The following is a 26,644-nucleotide window of genomic DNA, read 5'->3' on the forward strand; positions in this document are numbered from 1 at the left end:
GATGACCGTGAATTTTGCTCCCGGAGACCTGGTGCGCGCCCGTGGGCGGGAATGGGTGGCATTGCCGTCCCCGCGCGAGGGCATTCTGGCGCTACGCCCTCTTTCCGGCAGCGAGAGTGACACGGTCATCCTTGACCCCTCGCTCGAGACCCAGCCTGTTGCCGCGGCACGTTTCGACTTGCCCGCCGATGCAGTGCCGACTGTCCAGGCGAAGGCAGCGCTTCTTGCGGACGCGATGCGGCTGACCCTTCGACGGGGAGCGGGCCCTTTCCGTTCGGCCGCGCAACTGGCTTTCGAGCCCAGAACCTATCAGCTCGTCCCCTTGCTGATGGCGCTTCGCCTGCAGGTGCCCCGACTGCTGATCGCCGATGATGTCGGAATCGGGAAGACGATCGAGGCGGGCCTGATCCTTCGCGAACTGATGGACCGCGGCGAAGTCGATGGTTTCTCGGTGCTTTGCCCACCGCACCTCGTCGAGCAGTGGGTCGGGGAACTGAAGCAGCGGTTTGGGATCGACGCGGTCGCCGTGACATCAGGCAGTGCCGCGCGGCTTGAACGCGGTCTTCCGCTGGCCCAGACGCTGTTCGATGCCTACCCCTATACCGTTGTCAGCCTTGACTACATCAAGGCGGAAAAGCGCCGTGAAGGGTTCGCACGTGCCTGCCCCGATTTCGTGATCGTGGACGAAGCCCATGCCTCTGTCGGAACGCACAAGGGCAAGCAACAGCGCTTTGAACTTCTCGCTGGCCTTGCCCGCGATCCAGAGCGCCGGATGATCTTTCTCACGGCAACGCCCCACTCGGGCGACGAAGATGCGTTCGGCCGCCTTCTTTCGCTGATCGACCCGTCCTTCGCCACGATGAACTTCGACGACGCCCGCTACCGTGAACGTCTGGTACGCCATTTCGTGCAGCGCCAAAGGATCGATCTCGTTTCCGGCGACTGGGACGAGAACCGTGCTTTTCCCAAGCATGAAACAACCGAGTCCCCTTACCGATTGTCGCAGGCGCATCTCGATTTCCAAGACGCGGTGCTCGATTACTGCTTCGGCATCGTCTCGCGCGCAGGATCCGGGCTTCGGGAAAGGCGTCTCGCCTTCTGGGGCACACTCGCCCTTATGCGCTGTGTCGGTTCATCGCCAGCTGCAGCCCTCAGTGCGCTGCGCAACCGGATGTCTAATGAGAGCGACCGGCTTGAGCCGCAGATCTACGATGAGGACTCCGACGACGAGGACGCGGTGGATATCGAACCCGGGACCGGTTTTGACACGGATCCGGCCCTGCAGGCTTTGGTCGCCCGCGCCGAAGAGTTGATCCACAAGCCGGATCCGAAGCTTGCGGCCCTCATCGATGCACTGACGCCACTGATCAAGAAGGGCGCGAATCCCGTTGTGTTCTGCCGCTTCCTAGCCACGGCCGAGCATGTTCGGGATGGCCTGCGGAGGGCCTTTCCCAAGCTGGTCGTCGAAGCAGTGACAGGCGTTCTGACGCCCGACGAGCGCCGTGACCGCGTGGCCGAAATGGCCGCGGCTGACGACGAGAAGGACGTCCAGCGTATCCTGGTGGCCACCGACTGCTTGTCCGAGGGGATCAACCTCCAGCAGTTGTTCGACACCGTCATTCACTACGATCTCTCGTGGAACCCCACTCGGCATCAGCAGCGCGAGGGGCGGGTTGACCGCTTCGGCCAGCCAGCCGAACTCGTCCGATCAATCATGATGTTCTCACCGGACAGCGCCATCGACGGCGCCGTGCTGGATGTCGTGCTGCGCAAGGCCGAGGAAATTCGCAAGGCGACTGGTATCACCGTTCCTTTGCCGGACGAGCGTGGGCCGGTCACCGACGCCCTGATGGCGGCCGTCATGCTGCGGCAGGGAAGATCCAAGCAGTTGGCCTTCGATCTGCGCCTTGAGGACGGTACCCGGGCGATGGAGGCGCGGTGGCGCGACGCCTCTGAGAACGAAAAGAAATCCCGCGCGCGCTTCGCCCAGAATGCGATGAAGCCGCAGGAAGTTGCCCCGGAATGGGAAAAGGTCCGCACCCTACTGGGATCGCCAGAGGATACCAAGGTCTTCATCGAACGGGCAATGTCGCGCTTCGGCGTGCCGCTGGAACAGCGCAAGACGCTTCTGATCGCTCATGCCCAAGCGTTGGAGGCGGGCCTGAAAGCACGTCTGGCCCAACGCAACCTGACCGGCTCGATCCGGCTTGCCATGACTGAACCCGCGCCATCGGGGACTGCGCTGCTCACCAGGACACATCCCTTGACCGCGACCCTTGCAGAGGCGCTGGTAAAGTCTTCGCTGGATCCGGAGGCGCTGTCCGGTCTCGGGATCGGCCGGGTTGGCGCCTGGCCCACCTCAGCCGTCCAGCAGATGACCCGGCTGGCACTCCTTCGGATCCGGTTCAAGCTGACCGTCCATGCACGAAAGGAGCGCCTGCTCCTTGCCGAGGAGGCCGCCCTTGTCGCGATACAAAGTGGTCGGATTGTCGCAGCCGGCGAAGCTGCCCGCGAACTTTTGAACACGCCAGCGGACGCTGACCTCGCTCCGTCGGCACGCGACCGTTTCATCGCCAAGGCGAAGGAGGACCTGCCCAGCCTGCTCGACGGGCCCTTGGCCGAGTTCGTCAGATCGCGCGCCGAGGAACTCATGCAGGATCATGCCCGCCTGCGCGTTGCCGCGGGATCGGCCTCGCGCGTCACGGTGGAGGCTGTTCTGCCGCCTGACGTCATCGGTCTCTTCGTCCTGATGCCGAGCGAGGTATGATCATGGCGCGCAAACCCGTCGTCGACATGTCCGCCTGGCCGTCGCTCAGCCTCGAAGGCAATCTTATTGCACCCGCCATGGTCGCCAGCGTCGACCGCCGCGAGGCGTCCGAGCAGACCGAGGCCGATTACCGCATTCGCAAGGGCCTGACGATCCGCGAGGAAATCTCGACCGCCTTCCGCGTCGGCCAGTCGCATTTCGACTCATTCGCCAGGATCGCAAATCCCTCGGCGGATACCACGCGACGCTTCATCAAAGCGTTCCTGCAGGAAACCTTCGGCTTCGACGACCTCGCTCCCGCCGAAGGCACTCTGTCCTTCATCGCGGGTGGCAGGGTACCGATCGTGGTCGTGCCTTCATCGGACGAAAAGCTCGACCGGCGCAGCGCGACCCTTTCGACCGATCGCACACGCTCGCCCGCCTTCGCGCTTCAGGACTACCTGAACGAACATGACGAAACCCTCTGGGGCCTTGTCACAAACGGCACCCTGATCCGCCTGATGCGCGACAACGCCTCGCTGACCCGCCCGGCCTATATCGAGGCCGACCTCTCCCAGATCTTCACCAACGAGGATGCCGCCTCCTTCGCCGTCCTTTGGCTGCTGATCCACCGCACCCGCTTTGGCGTTGCAGGTGCCCCGGCCACCGATTGCGCGCTGGAACGCTGGCGCGACGCGGGGTCGAAGGAAGGCGAGGTCGCCCGCGACCGGCTGGCCGTCCAGGTCCAGATCGCGCTCAAGGTTCTCGGCTCCGGCTTCCTCGAGGCCAACCCCGATCTGCGCGATAAGCTGAAATCGGGCGAGGTCAACCTGACCGACTGGTTCAACGAACTCCTCCGCCTCGTCTACCGCCTGATCTTCCTGATGGTGGCCGAAGATCGCAACCTCCTGCACCCCGACAAGGCCAAGCCCGACGCCCGCAAGCTCTATGCCGAAGGCTACAGCCTTGGCCAGCTGCGCGCCCAATGCTACCGCGCCGCCTCGTGGGACAAGCACCACGACCGCTACGAAGGCATCAAGATCGTCTTCCACGCGCTGGCCAACGGGCAAGACGCGCTGGCGCTCCCGGCCCTCGGCGGCCTTTTCGAAGGCGACAAGCTGCCCCACCTCGAAACCGCCCGCCTGCGCAACCGTGCCTTCATGGAGGCGCTGTACCGCCTCTCCTGGCTCGACCAGAAAACCGGCATGGTCCCCGTCAACTGGCGCGCGATGGAGACCGAGGAACTTGGCTCTGTCTACGAATCCCTGCTCGAACTGCAGCCGCAGTTGGGTGATGACGGCAAGACGCTGCTCTTCGCCTCGGAAGCCGCCGAGCAGAAGGGCAATCAGCGCAAGACCACCGGCTCCTACTACACGCCCGACAGCCTGGTTCAGGCGCTGCTCGACACCGCGCTCGACCCCGTGCTGGACAAGACGGAGGCTGAGGCGGACAATCCCGCCAAAGCGCTGCTGAAACTCTCGGTCATCGACCCCGCCTGCGGCTCGGGCCACTTCTTGCTGGCCGCCGCCCGCCGCATCGCCACGCGTCTGGCCCGCATCCGCGCCGATGGCACGCCCTCGCTCGCCGATTTCCGCCATGCCCTACGCGATGTCGCGCGGTCCTGCCTGCACGGGGTGGACCGTAACCCCATGGCGGTGGAGCTGACCAAGGTCGCGCTCTGGATCGAGACGGTGGACCCAGGCCTTCCCCTTGGCTTCTTCGACGCGCAAATCCGCTGCGGTGATGCGTTGCTGGGCGTGTTCGACCTGAAGGTGCTGCAGGACGGCATCCCCGATGCCGCCTACAAGCCGCTGACGGGCGACGACAAGGATACGGCGAGATACTACCTGCAAGCCAACCGCGCCGCGACTTCGGGTCAGGGCGGGTTCGATTTCGGCACGGGCCAAGTTGCCATGCCCGAGATGAAACCGCTGGCGCTGGATTTCTCGGGCTTCCGCGACCTGCCCGAGGATACGGTGGAGCAGATCGGAGCCAAGGCCGCGCGGTTCAAGGAACTGCGCAAGGGGCAGGCTTTTGTAAGGGCGACGGCGGCGGCGAACCTTTATGTCGCGGCCTTCCTGCTGCCCAAGGTGGGCGGCGCACCGGCCGGGGCCTCGGCCCGCACCGTGCCGACGACCGAGGAGCTGTGGCTGGCCCTCAATCAGGGCAAGATCCGGCAGGCGATGATGGACGCGCCCAAGACCGCCCGCCGCGCCCGCGCCTTTCACTGGCCGCTGGAGTTCCCCGATGTGATGCAGCGCGGCGGGTTCGACGTGGTATTGGGCAACCCGCCGTGGGAGGTGATGCAGCTTTCTGACAAGGAATACTTTGCGGCAATCAAGCCCGAGATCGCTGACTTGGCCGGAGCAGCACGCAAGAAGGCAATCGATGAACTACAGAAGAGCGATCCCGAGGCATTCCGAGAATTTGCCATAGCAAAGCGCATGTTTGACGCAGGAAACGAATTTGCACGAGAATCAGGGCGCTTTGACCTTACTGCACACGGCAAAGTAAACACCTACTCCCTCTTTGCCGAACTGTTTTCAAATCTCACGCGCGACCATGCTGGAGTGATCGTGCCAACTGGGATTGCGACAAACTCAAGCACCGCGCCGTTCTTTGCTGCCTTGGTAGAAAGAAAGCGTTTGGCACAACTTGTTGATTTCGAGAACCGGGCCGGTCTATTTGCCGCCATTGATAGCCGTATGAAGTATAGCATCCTCACTATTGGAAAAAACGAGCCAGTCGCCCGATTCGCCTTCTTCTTGACTAGTCCGACACAAATGGCTGACCCAGAGCGAAACTTTACTCTGTCGCCCGAAGATATTGGACGCCTCAACCCAAATACAAGAACTGCGCCCGTGTTTCGTTCACGAGCTGACGCCAAGCTTACGGCCAAAGCTCATGCTGTGTCTTCTGTGTTGCTTGAGCATTCTGCAGGTCCGCGCGGGAACCCTTGGCAGGTCGAGTTTCGCCAAGGCCTCTTCAATATGACCTCGGACAGTGACCAATTTCTGTCAGCGGCCCAGTTGCTTGACCTTGGATGCAGTCGTAGTGGCCCTGATTGGATCAAGGGCGATACACGCTACGTTCCTCTTTACGAGGCAAAGATGCTTTCGTTCTACGACCATAGATCCTCGGGCTACGGATCACGCGGCGATGATCGTGGCTATCGGGTCTTGCCCGAAACGACCCTAGAAGAACATCAGGATCCTGAATTTGAACCCGAACCGTTCTACTGGGTCTTGGAAAGTGAAGTTTTAGAACGCCTTCGCCAAAAGTCGTGGAAAAGAAGCTGGCTTTTTGGCTTCCGCGACATTACGTCGGCCACCAACGAGCGAACCTTCATCGCAACAATATTTCCGATTGTAGGCGTTGGAAACAACTTGCCGATATTGATGCCGTCCGAAACGGTGATGTCGAAGGTCGTTGGTCTTGTGGCCAACTTGCACTCGGTCGTGTTTGATTATTTCGTGCGTCATAAAGTCGGTGGAACACACCTTAACTTCTTCATTGTGGAGCAGCTTCCGGTACATTCGCCGGACTTCTACACCGAACCCCGGCTCGCCTTCATCACCCCGAAGGTCCTGGAACTCACCTACACCTCGCACAGCCTCGCCCCGTTTGCCCGCGATCTGGGCCATGACGGCCCGCCCTTCGCCTGGGACGAGGACCGCCGCGCCCACCTGCGCGCCGATCTCGACGCCTTCTACGCCCGCGCCTACGGCCTGACCCGCGACGAGCTGCGCTACATCCTCGACCCCGCCGACGTGAAGGGCCCCGACTACCCCTCGGAAACCTTCCGCGTCCTCAAGGAAAAGGAAATCCGCCAACACGGCGAATACCGCACCCGCCGCCTCGTCCTCGCCGCCTGGGACCGGATGGAAGCGAATGGCGAATTTGCGGCGATGGGGATGTAAGCGATGCAGGATGAAGTGATTGTCGTAGAAGCGCCGGTCATCGAAGAGGCCGCGAATCCCGAAAATGAGGCCGTCGCCGCCGAGTTTGAAGAGGTGAAGGCCGACGTGGCGGCGGGGCGCGAACCCTCGCGCAGCGTAAGAGAGCTGCTTCGCTGGTTTGGCGCACGCCGGAGACGTGGCGGTGTCGTCGAGCGCATTGAAGCAGAACTGGAGGCCGCCGGGCTGCGAACCGATCCTCATTTCACGACGACATGGATCGATGCGCCCGTGATCTTTAGGAAGCGAGAGGCGCAAGCACCCGCTGCTGACGCCGCTCCTGTTGTTGCTCCCCAGGCGGGAGCCGATGCGGTTGAGGCGGCCAAACCAGCAGATGTCGCGGAACTGACCCATCTCGTGCGCATGCTCGAGGCTGCGAACCGCGAAGTTATTTCGGTCAATCCGCAGGATCCGATCGAACGGGCCGTTACGCTGATGCTGGCTTATGACTTTTCACAACTCGCCGTCATGACCGGCCCGCGCGATCTGAAGGGTGCCATTAGCTGGAAATCAATCGGAAGCAGGCTCAGCCAACGCAATGCGTTGACCAATGTCAGTGATGCCATGGAAAAGGCGACAGAGGTATCTGACGCGGACTCGCTCTTCGAGGTCACGAAAACCATCATTCAGAGGGACTTTGTTTTTGTCCGGGCGGCAGACCGGAAAATCACGGGGATCGTGACAGCCACAGACCTCAGCGAACAGTTCCAACGTTTGTCGGAGCCTTTTCTTTTGTTGGGTCGAATCGAGAACCAGATCCGAAGGCTTATTCAGGATGTTTTCGATGTTGATACCCTGCGCGCGGCCTGTAATGACAATGACCCGGATCGCAAGGCCGCAGTTACAAAAGCGTCTCAGCTGACCTTTGGGGAGTATCAGAGGATATTCGAGAATGAGGCGAACTGGGCAAAGCTCGGGTTCGTCGCCTGCCGGAAAACCTTCTGTAAAGAGCTGGATGAAGTTCGGAAGCTTCGAAACGAAATCATGCATTTCCACCCCGACGTAATCGAGGACGGTGATTTCGAACAGCTTCGCAGGTTTTCTCGTCTTCTCGAGCAGCTTGATCAACTGGCTGGGTAAGAGAGCGAGCGGGAAATACGCATGACCATGATCCAGTCGCCCCAGAGCTTTGTGGTCTCGCAGGAATGCCAGAAAGTCGCTTGGCAGAACGGCTATCGCCGCGCCCTAGGCGAAGCGGGCAGCTGGGCGCGCTACGGGTCCACCACCGCGAAAGGCACGGTTTGGTTGGCGGCGGCCGGGCATGATGGACCGTGGTTTCTGGCCCTCGATCACCTTGGTATCGTGGAGGATCTGAACCTGCCCGAGACCGACGTGCCGGGCCCGGGCCTCGTCCGCTACGCCTTCCCGAACCTGACCGCGCTTTATGCCGTGATGCCTCGGGTCTACCAGTTGGGCGTGACGCTGCCCGATGGCCCTCTCGAGGAATTTCGTGAGGCGGTTACGAACCTGCCCAAGAGCACCGAGGCGGAGAGGCTGATCATCCAGCGCGTTGGCCAAGATATTTTCCGTGACCGTCTAATGACCTACTGGCAAAGCCGCTGCCCGCTGACCGGAATCACCGATCCAGCGCTCTTGCGTGCAAGCCACATCGTCGCCTGGAAGGATTGCGCCAGCGACGCCGATCGGCTGGACGTGCATAACGGTCTGCTGCTTTCGGCCCTCTGGGATGCGGCCTTCGACCGGGGGCTAGTTACGTTCGATGATGACGGACATCCGCAATTCTCGCCAAAGCTGAGCGAGACGGCGCGCGCAGAGCTGCGCTGGCAATCTCCCATCCCGCTCACCGACAAACACCGCGCCCGCCTTGCCTGGCATCGGACAAGAGGCTCTTACCTTCGGAATCGTAGTCGCTGCGCTGATCAGGGGTAGAGAAGGTCGTTCCCGGCAATTCGTCGTGAATCATCTGCATCGTCGTGCCAATGATCCGTTCCACAATACCGCCATAGATAGCTGGTCGGTTGTCCCAATGGACGATAGTCTAGCCGGATACCGTGCTGCTCGCAGCCACGCCGCAGCGCTTCGCTCTTGAATTCCGCCGCGTTGTCCAAGTAAAGCAGCTTGGGCTTGCTGCTCATCGGCCAGTCTGTCAATCGGCATTGAAGTTAGAGCTGGTCCCCGGTGAGCGGACAGTTTTTGTTCGGCGTTAAGCTTGGTCCTGTTCAGTTCACGCCGCCAAACACAGTCTGTCCGCCCTTTGCCTGTATGCCTCGTCGGGTGTCTGTCCCCCGAGCGCGGAATGTGGGCGTTGGTTATTGTAGTAATCGATCCAGCGTCCGATCCCGGCCCTGGCCTCGCTGCCGGTCTCGAAAGCGTGGAGATAGACGCATTCGTATTTCAGTGACCGCCAGAGCCGTTCGATGAACACATTGTCCATCCAGCGGCCTCTTCCATCCATGGAAACCTTGATACCGGCATCGGTCAAGATGCCGGTGAACCTCGGGCTGGTGAATTGGCCGCCCTGGTCGGTGTTGAAGATTTCCGGCTTGCCGTGGCGGGCCATGGCATCCCGCAGGGCCTCCAGGCAGAAATCAATGTCCATGCTGTTGGATAGCTTCCAGGCCAGCACCCTGCGCGATGCCCAGTCCATCACGGCGATCAGGTACAGGAAACCCCGTCGCATGGGAATGTAGGTGATGTCCGTACACCAGACATGGTCCGGCCGGTCGATGGTCATATCCCGCAGCAAGTAGGGCCAGATCTTGTGCTCTGGGTGGGGAACGCTGGTCTTTGGCCGCTGGTAGATGGCTGCCAACCCCATCCGGCCCATCAGCCGGCGCACCCGCTTGCGATTGACGACATGACCCTGGCGCCGCAGATGATGGGTCATCTGCCGGCTCCCGTACCAGGGCGTTTCCAGGAACTGGGCATCGATCAGCCGCATCAGCGCTAGGTTCTCAGCACTCTCGCCCCGTACCGGCCCGTAATAATGTGACCGGCTGATCGACAGCAGGGCGCATTGTCGGACAACCGACAAGCCAGGATGTGACCGATCCACCATCTCCCGCCTCCGACCGGCGCTCATCGACCGGAGGCCTTGCGCAAAAAATCCCGCTCCACAACCAACTGACCGATCTTGGCATGCAGCCGGTCAATCTCGGCCGCCTCAACCAGCGGCGTGGCCTCGGCCTTGCCAGAAAACGACGCCGCCATCCCCTCGATCGCCTGCTTACGCCAAGCGTTGATCATCGTCTGGTGAACACCATGCTTCGACACAAGCTGCGCCATCGTCAACTCGCCCCGGATCGCCTCCAGTGCCACCTTCGCCTTGAAATCAGCTGAATATCGCTTCCTCTGTCCCGTCATGTCGGTCGTCCTTCAATAAGGCCGAACCAAGCTTAGCAAACTGTCCGCTCACCGGGGACCAGCTCTGATATGGCCGGTCCCGTCCCCTTGTGCGGATTGACGGCGCCCGCCACTTCGCCCTGACCACCCAGCGGAAAATGCTGGCCATCTGAGCTGGATACCGACGCATCGCCAAACCAGGCGGACAGGGGGTGCGCGTGTTGTGCGGCGGTGACGCGGGCCAGGGCACGGCCGTAATTCTCCTCGCTGAGATGCCAGCCGGCGGCCCAGGCCAGTTGCCGGTAGGTGGCGAGATCGCAGGCCTCGGCCATGCGCGTCAGGCCCAGGTTGGTGGCGTCGGCCAGCACGGCTGTCAGGGTGATGCGCGGATCGTCCGCTGGAAGCTGTGTCCGTAGATGGGTGAAGCAATCGATCATGCCGGTCCAGCGGTTGACCTCGGTCAGCAGTTCGGTGATGCGCACCCGCGGCATCACGGCCTGAATACGGTCGGCCAGTTGGTCGGCCGCCTCTGGGGTCACGGCTTGCAATGGCGATATCTTCAACGCCGTCCCGTTGACCTTAACATCCGGAAGCAACTGCTTTGCCGCCTGCCCATCCACATGGCGTAACCGCTCCTCCAGTAGCTCCCGCCGCTCGCGCAGATATCCGATGGCCTCCTCCTGCACGGCGACAGGCAGCGGCCCGGCCAGCTTCATGGTCGAGAACAGGGTCTTGGGCACGAGTTGATCTTCCACGGCCCTGTATTGTCGGCTACCAGCCACCCAGACATCCCCGGCGCGCAGCCGGTCGCGCAGTTCCACGAACAGGCAGAGTTCATAGGCGGGCGCGTTGATCCCGTCGCCGCGCAGCACTGCCGCCCGCCAGGTGCGCCGGATGAAGCCGGTCGGCAGGCCCTTGGGCAGATTCCGCCGGGACCCGGCATAGAAGGTCCGCATCAGAGCCAACGCGTTCAACAGAGCACCGACGCCGGCGATACCATGAAAGCTGAAACTGTCCAGGAACAACGGCCCCACCCGCCGCAGCAGGGCGTGGTTTGTGGCGGCCAGTGCCGCATAGTCGGTACCGTCGTCGCGGGTCAGTTCGCCAGCCTCCGCCACGGCGGCCTTGAACTTCTCCCACGGAATGACCGCCTCGATGGCTGCGAAGGCATCCGTGCCCTTGCCGCGCGCATCGATCAACGCCTCACCCACCCTGGCCAGCAACCGCACCTTCTCATTCATGGCGCGGCTGTTGGCCTGGATCGTCTCGGCCGCGCGGCGTTCCGCCCTTCGGAACAGACCGCCGATGAGACGGTCGAACATGCCGATGATGTCGTCGGTGAGCCGGGTAATGGTTTCCAGCACGGTCATCGTCAGGATGGACTGCCGGCGCAGGGGTGCCAGGGCTGACAGATGCTGGGATGACAGCCGGCCGCCTTCCCGGATTAGAAGATGGACACGATCCACATGGATGCTCTCCCGGATCGCCGGATCGATGCCGAGGGCACGCAATACGGACAATTGTTCAGTTAGCCGGGTCATGGCGCGGTGTCCCGTGGCGCCGGGGGGCTGGCGGGCCCAGGCCAGCAGGCTCATACCTGTATCGGCGCGTTCCACCAGCAACCCGTCGATGCCCTCGCGCTGCTCCACCGTCAGGGCGGCATCGATCTGCCTTTCGACATGACGCTCGGCCTGCAACAGGGCGGTGGCCACCAGACGTTCAATTGTGGAGGCGGCAGGGGCTGCGATGGTCCGCCGTCGCAGTTCCTCCATCAGCAGGCCCGCCAGAACCATGCCGCTGGTAGTGGCCAGCGCGACCGGGAGCAGCCATTTGGCGATCTCACGCCGGATAGGTTGCGAGAAGGTGGCGTAGCCATAGATGGCGTAGAGGGCTTCGAGCTGGTCGTAGCGTGTCTGAGACCTTGTGGCGTATTCCGCCAACGCGTCGGGCGGGAGGTCCAGCTGGTCGGCAACGAAAGACAGTACCTGGGGAGGCACCAGTTCCCCCGGTCGCAACAGCCGGCCTGGATAGCGGAGCGCACAGAGCTGGACGGCAAAGCCCAGTTGGTTGTGCGGTCGCCTTCGCCGAGCGACGACGGCGATGTCGGCAGGGCTCAGCGTGTAATGGCGGATCAGGTCGGTCTCCGCCGTGGGCAGCGCGAGCAGCGCCTCGGCCTGGGCATCGGTCAGTACGCTGCGGCGCGGCATGGCGGTTCTGTCCCAGTTGGAGTATTGTCTGTCCGATACGCGATAAGGCCCAGACGTTCTGCCGCCGACAGGGCGATGCCGCCGGGAGGGTTCAATTGGGACAGCGTGTCGCTATTTACTGCCGCGTGTCCACGGCCGATCAGTCCTGTGAGCGGCAGGAACGCGACCTGCTGACCCTGGCCCTGCGGGCGGGGTATGAGGTTGTCGGTGTCTACAAGGAAACCGGCTCGGGCACCAAACTGGACCGGGCGGAGCGGAAGAAGGTGATGGCGCTGGCCCAGGCACGGCAGATCGATGCCGTACTCGTGACGGAACTGTCGCGCTGGGGCCGCAGCACCATGGACCTGCTGCACACGCTGCGGGAACTTGAGGCCCGCCGCGTGTCGCTGATCGCGATGAGCGGTATGGCGTTCGATCTGGGTACGGCGACCGGTCGCATGCTGGCGACCGTCCTGGCCGGGATCGCGGAGTTCGAGCGCGACCTGCTACGCGAACGGGTCCGGTCAGGCCTCGCCGCCGCCAGGGCGCGGGGCAAGGTGTTGGGACGCAAGCCGGGACAGCGGCCCAAGTCCGACCGGCTGGCGCCCAAGGTGCTAGCTCTGGTCGCGGCGGGGCGCAGCTATCGGCTGATCGGTCGGGAACTGGGGCTCAGCAAGAACACCGTTACGGAGATTGTCAAGCGAGCCAGGGAGACGAAAGAATAGATCGGTTAAGGGCTATCCGCTCTGTGTAACTTTTTGTGTACTCCAGCCTGGACTTCAGTCTGAGCATCCAGCTCATTCCCAGTCGCACTGCACAACTGGTTGTTTGAGACGAAGCTCAAATGGCCGCTCGACCGCTGGGAGGTTCAGCAGTATTGCGGTTCAGGTCTTCCCAGTCGGTCAGCTTAGTCAGTTAAACGTGAACGGCGCATCTTGCTGTTTCGGAACCGCATACAAGCGATGATTCCGCCAAGGCAGCTGAAAACACCACGCAGCTGACGAAGCCGGGTTTTAGGCTCAAAATGTTGACATCGCCGTGCCCGTCATGCTCCCCCTGCCGCACAGGGGCAATGCGGTAGCCCTGTGAGGCGGCATGCCCAATACCGTTACACCCCAAATCAGGGATTGTATGGCCTGCTCGTCCAGGGCAAGGCTGCCTATCGCCGCAGTCTTGGCATTCAGGCGGAAAGCCTGGAAGGCGAGTTCGAGGCTTGGCGCGACCCCTGGGGGCTATTGGTTCCACTGTCGGTCATTTCGGCGACACATGGTCAGGAAGGTACCCGTTGGGTGACCCGATCCCGGCCGAAGGTCTATAGCATCGCCTGTCCTTGGTTGATCCGGCGCTTCGTGGATCCGGATGCCGTCTTCCTGTTCTGTTCGGTACAGGAGGTCGGCGGGGGCGCCGAGCGGTTCGCCGCCCCACCCTTCGATGTGGGGGACGTGGAGTGGAGCCTCCAGGGCGAGTCCAACATGGCCATGGAGGCGCTGTGCGAAGAGGCGGACGTCAGCTTCCTGGCAGGTGACCTGATCGGTGGCTGGATCGAAGTACCCGAACATGCCGTTCGTCGCACACTGGCCGATTTCCATCGTTGAGCATCAATCCTGTACCAACAGACCTGCCGGCTACTGAACCCACCGGTTCGAATTGTAACAGCATCGGGCAAGCAAACGTTTCCCCCAATGCACAACTCGTGGGTCCAGCCAGCATGAAGTGGTGCAGTTGGCCAGAGGGGAAGCCTCGCTCTCAGTCAACCTCTCATCCTGGCGGCGACCTTCAGTTTTCACAGTGTGCTGTGATTGAGGCGCAAGGCATTGCCGACAACGCTAACTGATGACAAAGCCATGGCTGCTGCGGCAATGACAGGCGACAACAGGACACCGAAGAATGGATAAAGCAAACCCGCCGCCACCGGCACGCCGGCAATATTGTAGATGAAGGCAAGGAACAGGTTTTGCCGGATATTCGCCATGGTCGCCTGAGAAAGCCGGCGGGCCCGGACAATGCCCGTCAGGTCGCCCTTCAATAGCGTGACACCGGCGCTTTCAATGGCGACATCTGTCCCCGACCCCATGGCGATGCCAACGTCGGCTGCCGCCAGGGCTGGCGCATCATTGACCCCGTCACCCGCCATGGCCACGACCTTGCCGGCCCGTTTCAGCCTTTCCACGACGGCACTTTTGCCGTCGGGCAGCACTTCGGCCTCCACCTCCGTGATGTCCAGCCGGCGCGCCACAGCCTCGGCGGTGGTCCGATTGTCGCCGGTCAGCATGACGACGGCGATCCCCGCCGCCCGCAACGCAGCCAGGGCTTCGGGCGTGGTCTGCTTGACAGGGTCGGCGATGGCGAAGATGCCGGCCACGGTGCCATCGACCGCGATGAAGATCGCCGTTGCGCCGTCGCGGCGCAGGGCATCGGCGTCCGCATCCAACGCGGCACTGGAGATGCCGATTTCATCGAGGAAACGGGAATTGCCCAGAGCGATCCGTTTCCCCTCCACCGTGCCGACAGCCCCTTTGCCGGTGGGACTGTCGAAATCCATGACCGCCGGGGTCGCCAGGCCACGTGCCTCCGCCGCCTGGACGATCGCCAGCGCCAGGGGATGTTCCGATGCGCGCTCCACCCCCGCCGCCAACCGCAGCAACGTGTCCTCCGTCTGTCCGGGAACCGTGACTATGGCCGTGACGGCCGGCTTGCCTTCCGTCAGAGTTCCCGTCTTGTCGACGATCAAGGTATCGATCTTCTCCATTCGCTCCAACGCCTCGGCGCTGCGGATCAGCACGCCCATTCCGGCGCCGCGTCCGATGCCGACCATGATCGACATGGGGGTTGCCAGACCCAGCGCGCAGGGACAGGCGATGATCAGCACGGACACAGCCGCAATCAGGCCATGGGCAAGTCTTGGCTCCGGTCCCCACACGGCCCAGATCAGAAAGGAAATCAGCGCCACCAGCAGCACGACAGGGACGAACCAGCCTGAAATCTGATCGGCTATGCGTTGGATCGGGGCGCGGGAACGCTGCGCGTCGGCCACCATCTGCACGATCCGCGACAGCATGGTATCGCGCCCCACCTTGTCCGCGCGCACAATCAGCGCACCGCTCTGGTTCAGCGTACCGCCGATGACCGCATCGCCCGCGGCCTTGGTGACGGGCAGGGATTCACCGGTCACCAGAGATTCATCCACGGCTGACCGCCCCTCTTGCACCGTGGCGTCAACGGGAACCTTTTCGCCGGGTCGCACGCGCAGGCGGTCGCCCACCACGATGTCGGCCAGCGGCACTTCTTCCTCTCCGCCATCGGCCCGCAGCAGCCTTGCCGTCTTCGGTGCCAGAGCAAGCAGGGCCTTGATGGCGCCAGATGTCTGCTCGCGGGCCCGCAGCTCCAGGACCTGTCCCAGAAGCACCAGCACGGTGATCACGGACGCCGCTTCGAAATAGACGGCGACCGCCCCCTCTGCATCCCTGAAGGCGTCGGGAAAGACAGACGGCATGAGCGTCGCCAGCACGCTGTAAGCCCAGGCCACGCCTGTTCCCATGGCGATCAGGGTGAACATGTTGAGGTTGAGCCTGCGCAGAGAGGCCCATCCCCTTTGGAAGAACGGCCACCCCGCCCACAGTACGACCGGCGTCGCCAGTGCAAACTGTATCCATATCGAGGCCTGCAGCGGCAGCAGATGATGCAGGCCGGGGAAGAGGTGCCCGCCCATCTCCAGAAGGAAAACCGGCAGAGTCAGGCCCAGGCCGATCCAGAAGCGCCTTGTCATATCCAGAAGCTCAGGACTGGGACCCGTGCCGGTGCCGGCCACCAATGGTTCCAGCGCCATGCCGCAGATCGGGCAGGTACCGGGATGATCCTGGCGGATTTCCGGATGCATCGGGCAGGTGAAGATGGTGCCCGGTGCCGCTGCCTGCGCCGCCACATGTCCGGCCACATACCGACCGGGCTCCGATAGGAACTTCGTGCGGCAACCCGCGCTGCAGAAGTGATATTCCTGGCCATTATACTGAGCATGATGGGCGGAAGCCGCCGGATCGACGGTCATGCCGCAGACGGGGTCCTTCACCGCGCCCGCCGACTGTCGCTGCCCGTCACCTGTTGCAGGCCCATGGTGGTGGTGATGTGCATCATGTGACTGGGTCATGATCGTTCTCCTGAAGCCGGATCAAGGTTGGCGACGCTCAAACAAAATGGTCCTTCCCGGCGCGAAAAGCAGAATGTCGTAGGGTTCGACCGCGCCAGTCTCCATGCCGGGCGCACCCTGCGGCATGCCGGGCACTGCCAGGCCGATCGCCTGCGGCCGTTCCTTCAGCAGCCGTTTGATCGCATCGGCGGGGACATGGCCCTCCAGCACATATCCCTCCACCTCGCCGGTGTGGCAGGAGGCCAGCGAGGGTGTTACACCCAGCCTGGATTTCACAGCGTCCATCGCGTCGGTCACCGTCACATCCACGGCAAAACCGGCGGTCCGCATATGATCCACCCAGGCACCGCAGCAGCCGCAGGTCGGCGACTTCCAGACCTTCATCCGGGGCTGTGCGGCGGTGGCGGCCGGCAAACCGGTAAGGTGCAGGCCGGCAAGGAACACAAGAAAATCCCTGCGCTTCATGACAATCTTCCCTCCTGTCAACCCGCTGTTACCAAGCGATCGCCATCTGCTTTCAGCACCCGAAATCATCATAGGCAATCTGATCGCGAGAGACGCCGGCCTTGCGCAGCATTTCCAAGGTCGCCTTCAGCATAGCCGGTGGCCCGCAGATCAGAAAATCACAGGATTTGAGATCGCGATGGCGGGACAGATACTGGTTGCGCACGACATCGTGGATCATGCCTTTGGGGCCCTTCCAGCCATCGGCCAGGTCCGGGTCCGACAGGGCGACGGTCCAGGTGAAGCCGCCATGTTGCTGCTGCAACCGTTCGAACTCCTCCCGATAGAGGATATCGCGGGCCGCGCGCGCGCCGTACCAGAAGGAGATGCGGCGCGTCGTTTTCTTGCGCAACAGCTCGTCGCGGATGATGGCCCGCAGCGGGGCCATTCCGGCGCCGCCGCCGATCACCACCAGTTCAAGATTGCTGTCGCTGGCAGCAAAGCTTCCAAACGGTCCGAATATCTGGACATCATCGCCAGGACGCAGGCCGAACATGAAGGCGGAACCCGCGCCGCACGGCAGGGCGGCAGGATCGGGAGACGGCATGAAGCGGACATTCAACACCAGTTCGTCCGGCAGTTCACCGGGGAAGGTCGCCATGGAATAGGACCGGCGGATGCCCCCCTGATGGCTCAGAACATCCGGCAGCCCGAGGCGCTGCCAATCCCCCTGCCATCCTTCGGGCACCTCGAACCGGTCAGGCCCTGTCGCGTAGGCCGGCACAGCCACCTGGATGAACTGCCCGGCATGGTAGGCGGGTGCCGTCCCCTCAGGCAGGCGCAGCCGGATCTCCTTGATCAGGGGACTGAGATAGCGGACGCTACCGACCTTCGCGGCATATCCACGGCTATGCAGGGCTTCCTCCGGCACGGTGACAACAGCATCCGCCGTCACAGCATGGCGGCAGGCCAGGCGATGTCCCCGCTCCAATTGCTGTTTCGGGATATGCAGACGGTCGGCATCGGTAACCGGTACCTCACGCGACAATGTCACCCGGCACTGACCGCAACTGCCCCCACCCCCGCAATTGGAGGGCAGCAGCACCCCCACGCCCGCCAGCGCATCGAAATAGGTTGCCCCCTCCGGCAGGTCCTGTCTGCGGCTGGAGCCTGAACTCGTCCGCAAGGTCACGGCCACGCCCTGCCCGCGCAGGCGCCGGTAATGCCGGGCAAGGTTGAAATCATGGCGGCCGAAGCTGTCATAGACCAGGAACAGACCGGAGACCGACAGCCACAGGGCCGCCACCGCCGCCAGGATGATCAGCGGATGGTTGAAACTCTCCCGCTCTGTATAATCCATGATATGCAGCATCCAGGCGATATCCCAGAGCCGCCAACTGTCATTGCGCCGCTCCAGGACCCGCCCCGTCTCTGCGGAGACATAAAGCGTTGTGTTGTCGGCGTCCGCAAAGGCGACCCGCCATATCGGCCCCTCATGTTTGCGGGTTTCCAGGTTCGGGCCGGCCAGACGTTCGACACCAGCGATGCTAGCGGTTCCCGCATAATCCTGCCGGGCGATGTCGCGTGCCAGTTGTTCGGTGATCTCGACCCGCGATCCGTCGGTCGCCGACAGAAGGCGCACACCATGGGCGGTATGCACCTCATAGACAAAGCTCCCGGCCAGCGGTCGAAGACGCAGGGCGTTGACCGGACCCGCCAGTCTGTTCCTAATCTCGGCCAACGACAGAGAGGGTGCCTCGGCCGGCAATGTCGGGGGGATGTCGCTGCGCCGCGTGTGCTCGCCGCTAACAGCGTGGTGGTCGATCAGGGCCATGGTCGCCCCGCTCAACGCCCACAGCGCGAACTGGACGCCCATCAGCAGCCCGACCCATTTATGGAACCAACGGAATGTCTGAAGCATCGCGGCTCCCCTCAACGCGCGGCGGCCGCGCGGCGGCGGCGGAAACTGTAGAAAAGCAGCCAGACGCCGCTGATCATGACAATGGAGGCGGCAATCGTGGCCACCCGGACCAGTGGGTTGTTCACATCCTCGCGCTCCGCATAATCCATGATGTGGAACATCCAGACAAAATCGAAGGTGCGCCAGAGATTGTGCCGGCGGGCCAGCAGGTCGCCAGTCACGGGTGAAAGATAAAGCGTGTGGTCGTTCCAGCCCTCGAACCGCACCTGCCAGACCGGCGCGGCGCGGCCCCGGATCTCCGATGGCGCCTCCGCCAGCAGGGTGACGGAACCGACCGCTGCCTTGCCTTTATAGAGCGTGCGGGCCACATCTTCCGCTTCCCTGCCGGAAAGCGGCGGGCGCTCCGTGCCGGTTACGGCATTGACCAGCGTGACGCCGCCACCATGTTCCACCACGTAATGCGGGTCATTGAGCAGCGACTTCAGCCGGACGGAGCGGATATCGCCATAGGCCTGCCGGACCTGGTTGATGTCCACGCGCACCCTGTCCAGAGCCAGTGGCTGCTGAGGGCCGTGGAGATGGACGAAATGGTCGCCATGGATGATCTCGATGGGAACGACGACCATGTAAAGACCGCTGAGGGCCCAGATCAGGGCCTGAATCCCGATCAGCAGGGCCAGCCATTTATGCGTCTTCCGGGCAATGGAAGCGGGGCGCATTCATGCCTCCAGAACAGTGCGAAGGATACCCGCCGCCCCGCCCGGGTGGAACGGGGCGGCGGGTGGAAGATCAGAAACTGTAGGTCAGGCGGACATAGCCCCGACGCCCCAGCAGGTCATAGGTCATGGTATCGGTATTGCCATCCGTCCAGCTTTTGATGAAGGGCGCATCGCGGTCGAACAGATTGTCGACACCCACGGCAACACGGGCCCCGTCCACCACCTGATAGCTGGCCTGGATGTTGTGATAGAAGATGTTGGGCGTGCGATAGCCGATGTCAGTCGGTGCAGCATTAAAGTCGGTGGCCTTGCCGATCCATTGCACTGAATAAGTGGCGTTCCACTTCTCGTCCGACACGGTGCCGGACACGTTGGAACGCCAGTGCGGGAAGCCGCCATTGCCACCGCCGATATGCCCGTCGAAGATGATGGGGGCTGCCCCCTGGAACGGGGTGATGGTATACTTGTCCAGGTACGTGGCGTTCCAGTCCAGCGCCACGCCAAGATCGGCCAGTTCGAACTGGTACAGCAGGCCGAAATCGACGCCGCGCATCTTTTCCCGGCCGGTATTCACCGGCTGGGCTGACAGGAAATTGATCTCCCCGGTCAGCGCGTTGCGGGTGAAATGCTGCGACCCGCAGAACGGATGGTTCAGGGCCGTCGCATTGTAGCAGACTGACAGCTTGGTCGATCCGGGGATGGAGCGGATGGCATCCTTGATGCGGATATCGAACAGGTCGGCAGTCAGGGTCAGGCCGTCGACGAATTCCGGCTGGATCACCGTGCCCACGGTAAAGCTGTCGGAGGTCTCGGGCTTCAGCGCACTGTTGCCGCCCACCGTGGTCAGGATGGTGTTACCCAACTGGCGGAAGCCGGCGGGCACGCCGCTGGCCCGGCAATTGGCCGCTACGATGGAGCTGGCGGGCAGTGCCGCGTAGTTGGAGCAGGGATCGGTGGTGGTCAGGTTGCCTTCCGACACGCCGCCGAATAGTTCCGGCACATTGGGAATGCGGAAGGCCGTACCATAGGTGGCGCGCAGCCGTACACCGTCGATGACCTGCCAGTCCAGGCCGGCCTTGTAATTGTCGGCGCTGCCGAACAGGTCATAGTCGGAATAGCGCGCCGCCGCGTTCAGTTCCAGCCGCCGGGCGAAGGGCAGATCGGATAGCAGCGGAACCTGGAGTTCCAGATAGGCCTCCTTGGCCTTCACCCGGCCGGCGATCGGGTCCTGCTGATTGGTGTTGGCGATGCCCAGCACGGTCAGCGCATCGGGATCGCGCCAGCCCTTGTCCTTGCGCCAGGCCACGCCCGTGGCGAAGCCGACATCGCCGGCCGGCAGTTCGAACAGCGACCCGCTCAGGTCGAAGGTGCCGCTGATCTGCTCGTTCCCGCCGCTGTCGCGGCTGGTATAGAGGATGTAATCCAGCACCTGCGGGGTCAGGTCGCCCGCCCCCAGATAGTCGCCACAGGGAATGGCGGCACCTGCGGCAGCACTGCAGACAGCGGTGTTGAGGGTCTGGCGCACACGGTCCAGGTTGGCGACATTGGTCGACCCGTCCACGCCCTTGTTGCGGCCCCAGTTGAAAGCGGCCTCCCAGCGCCAGCCATTGGCGAAACGCCCGTCCAGGCCGACCACGGTGCGCCAGGTATCCACATCCTGATAGAATTCGCGTGGGCCGGGTTCGGCCAGGCGGCGGCCCTGGATGGTCAGGGTCTGGCCCGTGGGATTGGTCGGGTTGTTGGCGGCGACGGTCAGATTGCGCAGAGTGCCCGGCGTGGCGATCTGATCGGATTGCCGGTTGGTGAACATCAGTTCGGAGAACAGCCGCACCTCGTCCGACAGGTTCAGGTGGCCGAACATGTTAGCGGAAAAACGCTCGATCGGATTGACCGCGTTCAGGAACGGGTTGGAGTTGAAATTATGCTTGGCCCCGGAGTAGGGCTCGTAGAAATTGCCGTTGCCGCCCGGCGTCTGGTTGAAATTGATGCTCTGGCCGTTGGGCAGCAGCGCACGGCCGCCAACGGTGGACGAGCTGCCGACGCAGACCAGTTGCCCGCCGCTTTCGCCCAGACCGCAGGGCTCGCGGTCGGCCAGATTGACCGCTTCGGACTTGTAATAGCTGAAAGTGGCGACCATCGATCCCTTGTCGCCGGACGTGCCCCAGGTCAGGTCGGCACTCTTCTCCTCGCCATCCCCCTCGTCGGTGATGCCATATTTGGCCGACACCTCGACCCCGTCGAAATCGGTGCGGGTAACGATGTTGACCACACCGGCCACGGCATCGGCGCCATAGATGGCCGATGCGCCATCCTTCAGCACATCAATGCGCTGAATGACCGATACCGGGATGGTGTTCAGATCGGGCGCGGAATTGGCGCCCGTGCCGCCAGCCACGACACGGCGGCCGTTCAGCAGCACCAGGGTGCGATTGATGCCCAGGCCACGCAGATTGACCTGCGCCGTGCCATAGCCGTTATTGGCCCAATAGGCGTTGGTCTGGTTGCCCGCGAAGCCGGCGCTGGACGGCAGGCGCTGGAGCAGCGTTTCCACGCTTGTGACGCCGGTGTTCCGGATGGCCTCCGCCGTCAGGACGGTGGCCGGGCCCACGCCCGTGATGTCCTGGCGTGCAATGCGGCTGCCCGTCACCACGATCTCTTCCAAGGCGCGGCTGTCCTGCGCCTGTGCCGGCGCGGCCAGCACGCCCGTGGCGAGCGCGGTGGCAATGAAGAGGTTCCCCGTTGCTTTTGTCATGATCTGAAGTCCCTGTTCCAGAGAGCGAAGGACCCATGCCGTGATCCGCATCGGCGGACGCTTACGGCAGAGCGGGTCGCTTCGCTTGGAGAATTAAAGTGAATCCCCCATCCATCCGGTTCCCGCCGCGACTCGAAAAGGAGAAGCGACGTGGATATTCCTGCGGATATCGGCCCGTTTATTTTAGATATCCGGGACGTTTCCTGTTTATCGGGCTGTTTTCATGCACAATTTTGCTCACCACGCTGATTTATTCAGCATGCCGATGCAAAGGCTGTGCATGGCGATGATCGCAGCAAAGCCGGATTTGGATGGAGGTTTATTGCCCGGGTGGAATCCGGGCGGGACGATGCGCACAAGGCGCACATGTCCAATGTTCAGCCGGCGACCGGTGGTCGAAGGTCGGGCGCATGGCGGATACCCACCATTACGGCTGCTTCCACCGGCTTGCGGCTGCTGTTCTCCGGCGCGGGCAGCACCATCGCCGCGCCCGACGGCAGGCCCGCAAGGGCGGTCAGGCAATGGATCACGCCGCAGCAGGCGCCGCCATCGGTACAGTCGATGGGGCATTCCCCGTCCGCCTGCATGTCGCTGGCCATGGCCAGACGGTGATGATCCAGGCCGCGCAACGTCACCGCCTGATCATGGCGATCTTCGATGGTGGGATAGTTGTGGACTGCGTTGGCGCTGGCCGAACCGGAAATGACGAAGACGAGCGCCATGGTCAGGACGGCAAACCCGACCAAGCACAAGCGCCGCATCATTTCCATTCTGTCCGCCAAGTCCCGCCCCCAGGCTGGATTGAACTTAGGCCAATGAGTACAAAAGGATGTTAGACTGCCACTCATGCAGCGTCAACAGCATGGATGACTTTTCCGTGACAGGCCGGTCCTTTTTGGGAAAGGACCGGCCAACCCGGTATCAGAACCAGAACCGGATACCCGTCACGAAGGAGAGCGAACCCGGGTCCTCGCCATCGGCACGGGCCAGGCTGGCAGTGCCGCCCAGCTTGCGTTCCCAGTTGACGCCGACATAGGGGGCGAACTCCTTCACCATTTCATAGCGCAGGCGCAGGCCCAGCGTGATGTCGGTGAAGCCGCGTCCAGTGTCCAGTTCCCTTACGCGCCGGGCCGACGCATTGGCCTCCAGGCTGGGCTGCAGGATCAGCTTTTGGGTGATCAGCAGTTCATATTCGGCCTTCAGCCGGGCGGAGATGTCCCCGTCCTCGCTGATGAAGGCCTGGGCATTCACCTCGAAGAAATAGGGCGCCACGCCGTTGAGGCCGACCACGCCATAGCGGGTCTGCGGCTGAGGGCGTACATCGTACCGGATACCGGCCTGTAGGTCCCAGAATTCCGACCACATCCGGCTGTAGAGAAGCTGGAATTCCGCTTCCTCCACCCCCTCGCCGGTCGGCCTCTCACCTTCGGTATTGAACCAGATCTTTTCCATATCGCCACCGTACCAGCCCTGTGCCTCCCATTTCAGGACATTGCGCCCTTCCTGCCAGCGGTTCTCCAACTGATCCACCTTGAAGGTGCCGATCAGGGGCAGATGATCATGGTTGGTCCCATGCGCATGATCCTCCGCCGCCCCGGCACCGGCAACGCCCAGCACCAGGGTGGCGGCCAACGCCGCCTGCTTGTATATCGCTTTCATTCTGCGTCCCCTCAAAGACTTGCGGTCTTCGGCGCGACGATGAAGCGTGTCATCATGCCGGACGCCATGTGATAGAGCAGGTGGCAATGGAAGGGCCATTCGCCGGGCTCGTCCGCCGTGAGTTGCACGGATGTCGATTGGCCCGGTGGCACCAGGACGACATGCTTTCTGGGCATGCGGTCGGTCTGGCCATTCTCCAACTCCATGAACATGCCATGCAGATGCATCGGATGCGCCATCATGGTCGTGTTCACGAAGCGGATACGTATCCGGTCACCATAGGCAACGCGGATCGGCTCGCCCTGGTCGAACTTCTGCCCGTTCAAGGTCCAGATGTAACGCGACATCATGCCGGTCAGTTGCACCTCGATTTCATGCGTCGGCTGGCGCAGGTCCTTGGATTTGGTCAGGGATTTCAGATCGTCGTAAGATAACGCCTTCATCCCCATGGGCGTGGCGGCATCGGCCCAGCCCAGCGGTCGTCCCTGGCTGGCCGCCGCCATGCCACCATGGGTCATCCCCGCCATGCTGGCATGGTTCATCGCGCCAGGATCCATTCCCGGCATGGCCCCGTGACCCATCGCCCCATGGTCCATGCCGCCGGAGCCTTGGCTCATGGTACTATGGTCCATGGAACCTTCGCCCATGCCGGCATGGGCCATGCCCATATCCTCCATAGTCAGGATGGTGCGCGGGCGCAGTTCCGGGATTGGCGCCTCCATGCCCTCGGCCACGGCGATGGTCGCGCGGGCATAGCCACTGCGGTCGATCGGCTCCGCCAGGAAGGTGAAGGGTTTGTCCCCCTCCGGCATGACGATGACGTCATAGGTTTCGCCCACGCCGAAGCGGAACTCGTCCACCTTCACGGGCATCACATTCTGCCCGTCGGCGGCCACGACAATCATGGACAGGCCGGGGATGCGTACGTCGAAGATGCTCATCGCCGAGCCGTTGATGATACGCAGCCGCACCCGCTCGCCCGGCTTGTAAAGGGCCGTCCAATTGTCCCGGGGGCCCTTGCCGTTGATCAGGAACTGGTAACCGGTCACGTCCGCCAGATCGGTGGCATCCATGCGCATGTCGCCCCAGTCGAGCCGGTCGCGGATGGTTGCCTTCAGTCCGTCGCGCTCCGCATCGTTGAAGAAGTCGGACAGGGTGCGCTTGCCCCTATTGTAGTAGCCTTCGCTGACCTTCAGGTTGCGCAGCACCGTTTCCGGCTTCTGCGCCGTATGGTCGGACAGGAAGACCACGTAGTCGCGGTCGGCACGCACCGGTTCCTTGCCCGCCGGGTCAATGATGATGGCGCCATACATGCCCTCCTGTTCCTGGGACGCTGAATGGCTGTGATACCAGTAGGTACCGGCCTGACGGAGCTGGAACCGGTAGGTATAGGTCTGGCCTGGGCGGATCGGCTCGAACCCGTTGAAGCCGGGCGACCCGTCCATCACTCCCTCCAGCAGCAGCCCGTGCCAGTGGATTGAGGTGGGTTCGTCCAGCCGGTTCGTTACTTGCACCACCACCTCCTCCCCCTCGCGCCAGCGCAGAGTGGGGGCCGGGATGGAGCCGCCGATGGCGATGGCGCGGGTCGTAACCCCATCCACGGTTATCCGGGTACGCTCCACCGCCAGTTCCAATGCCGGACCAGCGGCTGCGAAGCTCTGGCGACCTGGGAGTATGCTCACCACGCCCGCCAATCCTGCGGCACTGGCCAGACGCAACGCATCGCGCCGGGAAAGGCCGCTTGCTTGGTTGTTCATGCCTGCCTCCGTCATTTGGCGACGCTGATCTTGCCGACCATGCCGGCTTCGTAATGACCAGGAATGTTGCAGGCAAATTCCAACGTGGTGGCGTCGCCGAAGGTCCAGACCAGTTCACCGGTCTTGCCCGGCTCCACCAGAATGCTATTGGGATCATCATGGTCCATATGGTTCATTCCCATAGCGGAATGATCCATATGCGCCATGTCCTTGTTGATGCCGGTGGCCGTCAGCATGCCGTGATCGACCATCATGGCCATCATCTTCTGATGTTCGGCGTGACCGGCGGGCGTGCCGATATTGAATTCATGCAGGAACTCGCCCTTGTTGACGATAACGAAGCGAACGGTCTCACCGGCCTTCACGGTGAGCGCCTCTTGGCTGAAGAAGTTATCGCCCAGTTCGATGGGGACGGTTCGCGTCGTCACCGTAGCCTTGCCCGGCTGCCCGATGGCAGCGGGGCTGGGCGAAGAATGGCCTTGATGGGCGCCATGGTCCATTTGCGCCATAGCCGTGCCAGGCAGTGTCAGCAGGCTGAAGCCGGCGACCAGCGCCGCGCGCAGCGTGTCGGAGATGCGGTTCATGTTCAGCAATCCTTTTGGTCGTGCCGCCGCGCCAAGCGCACGCGGCACCGTTATTCGTCGCCATGAGTTTCATAAGCGAGACCAGCCATACCGGTACGGATGCTGACAGTTACTCCGTCCGCGATAGGACAGCGTATGGTCGCAAGCATCGTGGATGTCTGGCTGGGCCATGTCCGCTTTCCGATGCGGACAGGATGAAGCTGTTTCGCGCCGTCAATGGTGCGAGGAACAGCTCAAAGGCCAAGTCGGGGCGGGCGCCGCAAGGGGGAAACCGACCGTCCAGCCATCATACTGTCAGCAGGTGCCCGCAGTCGCAGGATTTCCCATCCGACCCCACTGAAGCAAAGGTCGGGGACGGGCAGCACTGTCGCCATGCCACAGGCGAAAAGGCAACAATTCGACGCGCCAGAACCTGACGCGTCGAATTGAGCATCCTGCCCATCTGGCGTACTCGTATGGTCTTCATGGGCATG

General features: G+C 62.7%; 16 protein-coding genes and 2 pseudogenes. 6 read left to right on the plus strand and 12 right to left on the minus strand.

Annotated elements, in window-relative coordinates; genetic code table 11:
- Position 1 precedes the first annotated feature (1 nt).
- From ABC728_RS11300 to ABC728_RS11315, 4 genes are read left to right on the plus strand one after another with little or no spacing between them, the layout of a single operon-like run.
- Complete coding sequence (locus tag ABC728_RS11300) at positions 2 to 2,767, plus strand: DEAD/DEAH box helicase (protein ID WP_445376430.1); 2,766 nt, start codon at positions 2 to 4, stop codon at positions 2,765 to 2,767.
- A 2-nt stretch (positions 2,768 to 2,769) separates the two neighbouring features.
- Positions 2,770 to 6,666, plus strand: coding sequence for an Eco57I restriction-modification methylase domain-containing protein (locus ABC728_RS11305; protein WP_445376431.1), 3,897 nt, complete (start codon positions 2,770 to 2,772; stop codon positions 6,664 to 6,666).
- A gap of 3 nt (positions 6,667 to 6,669) precedes the next feature.
- Positions 6,670 to 7,782, plus strand: a complete 1,113-nt coding sequence (locus ABC728_RS11310; RefSeq protein WP_416621599.1) for a CBS domain-containing protein — start codon at positions 6,670 to 6,672, stop codon at positions 7,780 to 7,782.
- Between the two features lie 21 nt (positions 7,783 to 7,803).
- Positions 7,804 to 8,592 (plus strand): HNH endonuclease, encoded by a 789-nt coding sequence (locus ABC728_RS11315; RefSeq protein WP_416621600.1) that lies wholly within the window; start codon positions 7,804 to 7,806, stop codon positions 8,590 to 8,592.
- Here the strand turns inward: ABC728_RS11315 and ABC728_RS11320 are convergent.
- The 3 genes and pseudogenes from ABC728_RS11320 to ABC728_RS11330 all read right to left on the minus strand — a co-directional run.
- Positions 8,540 to 8,807, minus strand: a pseudogene (locus ABC728_RS11320) (hypothetical protein); the annotation flags it as partial. The gene ABC728_RS11315 and the pseudogene ABC728_RS11320 overlap by 53 nt on opposite strands.
- Positions 8,808 to 8,887: 80 nt before the next feature.
- Positions 8,888 to 10,026 (minus strand): IS3 family transposase gene (locus tag ABC728_RS11325; RefSeq protein WP_416621601.1). Its coding sequence is split into 2 segments (ribosomal slippage): positions 8,888 to 9,771 and positions 9,771 to 10,026, totalling 1,140 coding nucleotides; the frame shifts between segments, so codons are not numbered across the junction.
- 65 nt (positions 10,027 to 10,091) lie between these two features.
- A pseudogene (locus tag ABC728_RS11330) lies at positions 10,092 to 12,212 on the minus strand (Tn3 family transposase); the annotation flags it as partial.
- A 95-nt stretch (positions 12,213 to 12,307) separates the two neighbouring features.
- Between ABC728_RS11330 and ABC728_RS11335 the strand changes: the two are divergent.
- Together ABC728_RS11335 and ABC728_RS11340 are read left to right on the plus strand one after the other, a co-directional pair.
- The gene (locus ABC728_RS11335) at positions 12,308 to 12,916 is read left to right on the plus strand and encodes a recombinase family protein (protein WP_416621602.1); all 609 of its coding nucleotides are present in this window, start codon (positions 12,308 to 12,310) and stop codon (positions 12,914 to 12,916) included.
- Between the two features lie 564 nt (positions 12,917 to 13,480).
- Positions 13,481 to 13,786, plus strand: coding sequence for a chromate resistance protein ChrB domain-containing protein (locus ABC728_RS11340; RefSeq protein WP_445376432.1), 306 nt, complete (start codon positions 13,481 to 13,483; stop codon positions 13,784 to 13,786).
- A 188-nt stretch (positions 13,787 to 13,974) separates the two neighbouring features.
- Here ABC728_RS11340 and ABC728_RS11345 read toward each other — a convergent pair whose 3' ends face one another.
- The 9 genes from ABC728_RS11345 to ABC728_RS11385 form a co-directional block, all read right to left on the minus strand.
- Positions 13,975 to 16,335, minus strand: a complete 2,361-nt coding sequence (locus ABC728_RS11345; protein ID WP_416621604.1) for a heavy metal translocating P-type ATPase — start codon at positions 16,333 to 16,335, stop codon at positions 13,975 to 13,977.
- Between the two features lie 21 nt (positions 16,336 to 16,356).
- On the minus strand, positions 16,357 to 16,800 hold the full coding sequence (locus tag ABC728_RS11350; RefSeq protein WP_416621605.1) for a DUF411 domain-containing protein: 444 nt from the start codon (positions 16,798 to 16,800) through the stop codon (positions 16,357 to 16,359).
- Positions 16,801 to 16,852: 52 nt separating this feature from the next.
- The gene (gene nqrF / locus ABC728_RS11355) at positions 16,853 to 18,700 is read right to left on the minus strand and encodes an NADH:ubiquinone reductase (Na(+)-transporting) subunit F (RefSeq protein ID WP_416621606.1); all 1,848 of its coding nucleotides are present in this window, start codon (positions 18,698 to 18,700) and stop codon (positions 16,853 to 16,855) included.
- 11 nt (positions 18,701 to 18,711) lie between these two features.
- The gene (locus ABC728_RS11360; RefSeq protein ID WP_416621607.1) at positions 18,712 to 19,419 is read right to left on the minus strand and encodes a PepSY domain-containing protein; all 708 of its coding nucleotides are present in this window, start codon (positions 19,417 to 19,419) and stop codon (positions 18,712 to 18,714) included.
- Between the two features lie 70 nt (positions 19,420 to 19,489).
- Complete coding sequence (locus ABC728_RS11365) at positions 19,490 to 22,171, minus strand: TonB-dependent receptor (RefSeq protein WP_416621608.1); 2,682 nt, start codon at positions 22,169 to 22,171, stop codon at positions 19,490 to 19,492.
- 377 nt (positions 22,172 to 22,548) lie between these two features.
- Complete coding sequence (locus tag ABC728_RS11370; protein ID WP_416621609.1) at positions 22,549 to 22,935, minus strand: hypothetical protein; 387 nt, start codon at positions 22,933 to 22,935, stop codon at positions 22,549 to 22,551.
- Positions 22,936 to 23,092: 157 nt separating this feature from the next.
- Entirely contained in the window at positions 23,093 to 23,830 is a 738-nt protein-coding gene (locus tag ABC728_RS11375; protein ID WP_416621610.1) for a copper resistance protein B, read from the minus strand.
- A gap of 11 nt (positions 23,831 to 23,841) precedes the next feature.
- Complete coding sequence (locus ABC728_RS11380) at positions 23,842 to 25,587, minus strand: copper resistance system multicopper oxidase (RefSeq protein ID WP_416621611.1); 1,746 nt, start codon at positions 25,585 to 25,587, stop codon at positions 23,842 to 23,844.
- 11 nt (positions 25,588 to 25,598) lie between these two features.
- The gene (locus ABC728_RS11385) at positions 25,599 to 26,171 is read right to left on the minus strand and encodes a cupredoxin domain-containing protein (protein ID WP_416621612.1); all 573 of its coding nucleotides are present in this window, start codon (positions 26,169 to 26,171) and stop codon (positions 25,599 to 25,601) included.
- Between the last annotated feature and the right edge of the window lie 473 nt (positions 26,172 to 26,644).

This window comes from Niveispirillum fermenti (genome assembly GCF_052474395.1).

Bases quoted from the DNA above. Each gene is read 5' to 3' on its own strand.
- ABC728_RS11375 (WP_416621610.1), bottom strand. From the start codon at position 23,830: ATGAAAGCGATATACAAGCAGGCGGCGTTGGCCGCCACCCTGGTGCTG.
- ABC728_RS11350 (WP_416621605.1), bottom strand. From the start codon at position 16,800: ATGAAGCGCAGGGATTTTCTTGTGTTCCTTGCCGGCCTGCACCTTACC.
- ABC728_RS11385 (WP_416621612.1), bottom strand. From the start codon at position 26,171: ATGAACCGCATCTCCGACACGCTGCGCGCGGCGCTGGTCGCCGGCTTC.
- ABC728_RS11305 (WP_445376431.1), top strand. From the start codon at position 2,770: ATGGCGCGCAAACCCGTCGTCGACATGTCCGCCTGGCCGTCGCTCAGC.
- ABC728_RS11300 (WP_445376430.1), top strand. From the start codon at position 2: ATGACCGTGAATTTTGCTCCCGGAGACCTGGTGCGCGCCCGTGGGCGG.
- ABC728_RS11315 (WP_416621600.1), top strand. From the start codon at position 7,804: ATGACCATGATCCAGTCGCCCCAGAGCTTTGTGGTCTCGCAGGAATGC.
- ABC728_RS11310 (WP_416621599.1), top strand. From the start codon at position 6,670: ATGCAGGATGAAGTGATTGTCGTAGAAGCGCCGGTCATCGAAGAGGCC.
- ABC728_RS11360 (WP_416621607.1), bottom strand. From the start codon at position 19,419: ATGCGCCCCGCTTCCATTGCCCGGAAGACGCATAAATGGCTGGCCCTG.
- ABC728_RS11380 (WP_416621611.1), bottom strand. From the start codon at position 25,587: ATGAACAACCAAGCAAGCGGCCTTTCCCGGCGCGATGCGTTGCGTCTG.
- ABC728_RS11345 (WP_416621604.1), bottom strand. From the start codon at position 16,335: ATGACCCAGTCACATGATGCACATCACCACCACCATGGGCCTGCAACA.
- ABC728_RS11365 (WP_416621608.1), bottom strand. From the start codon at position 22,171: ATGACAAAAGCAACGGGGAACCTCTTCATTGCCACCGCGCTCGCCACG.
- ABC728_RS11370 (WP_416621609.1), bottom strand. From the start codon at position 22,935: ATGATGCGGCGCTTGTGCTTGGTCGGGTTTGCCGTCCTGACCATGGCG.
- nqrF (WP_416621606.1), bottom strand. From the start codon at position 18,700: ATGCTTCAGACATTCCGTTGGTTCCATAAATGGGTCGGGCTGCTGATG.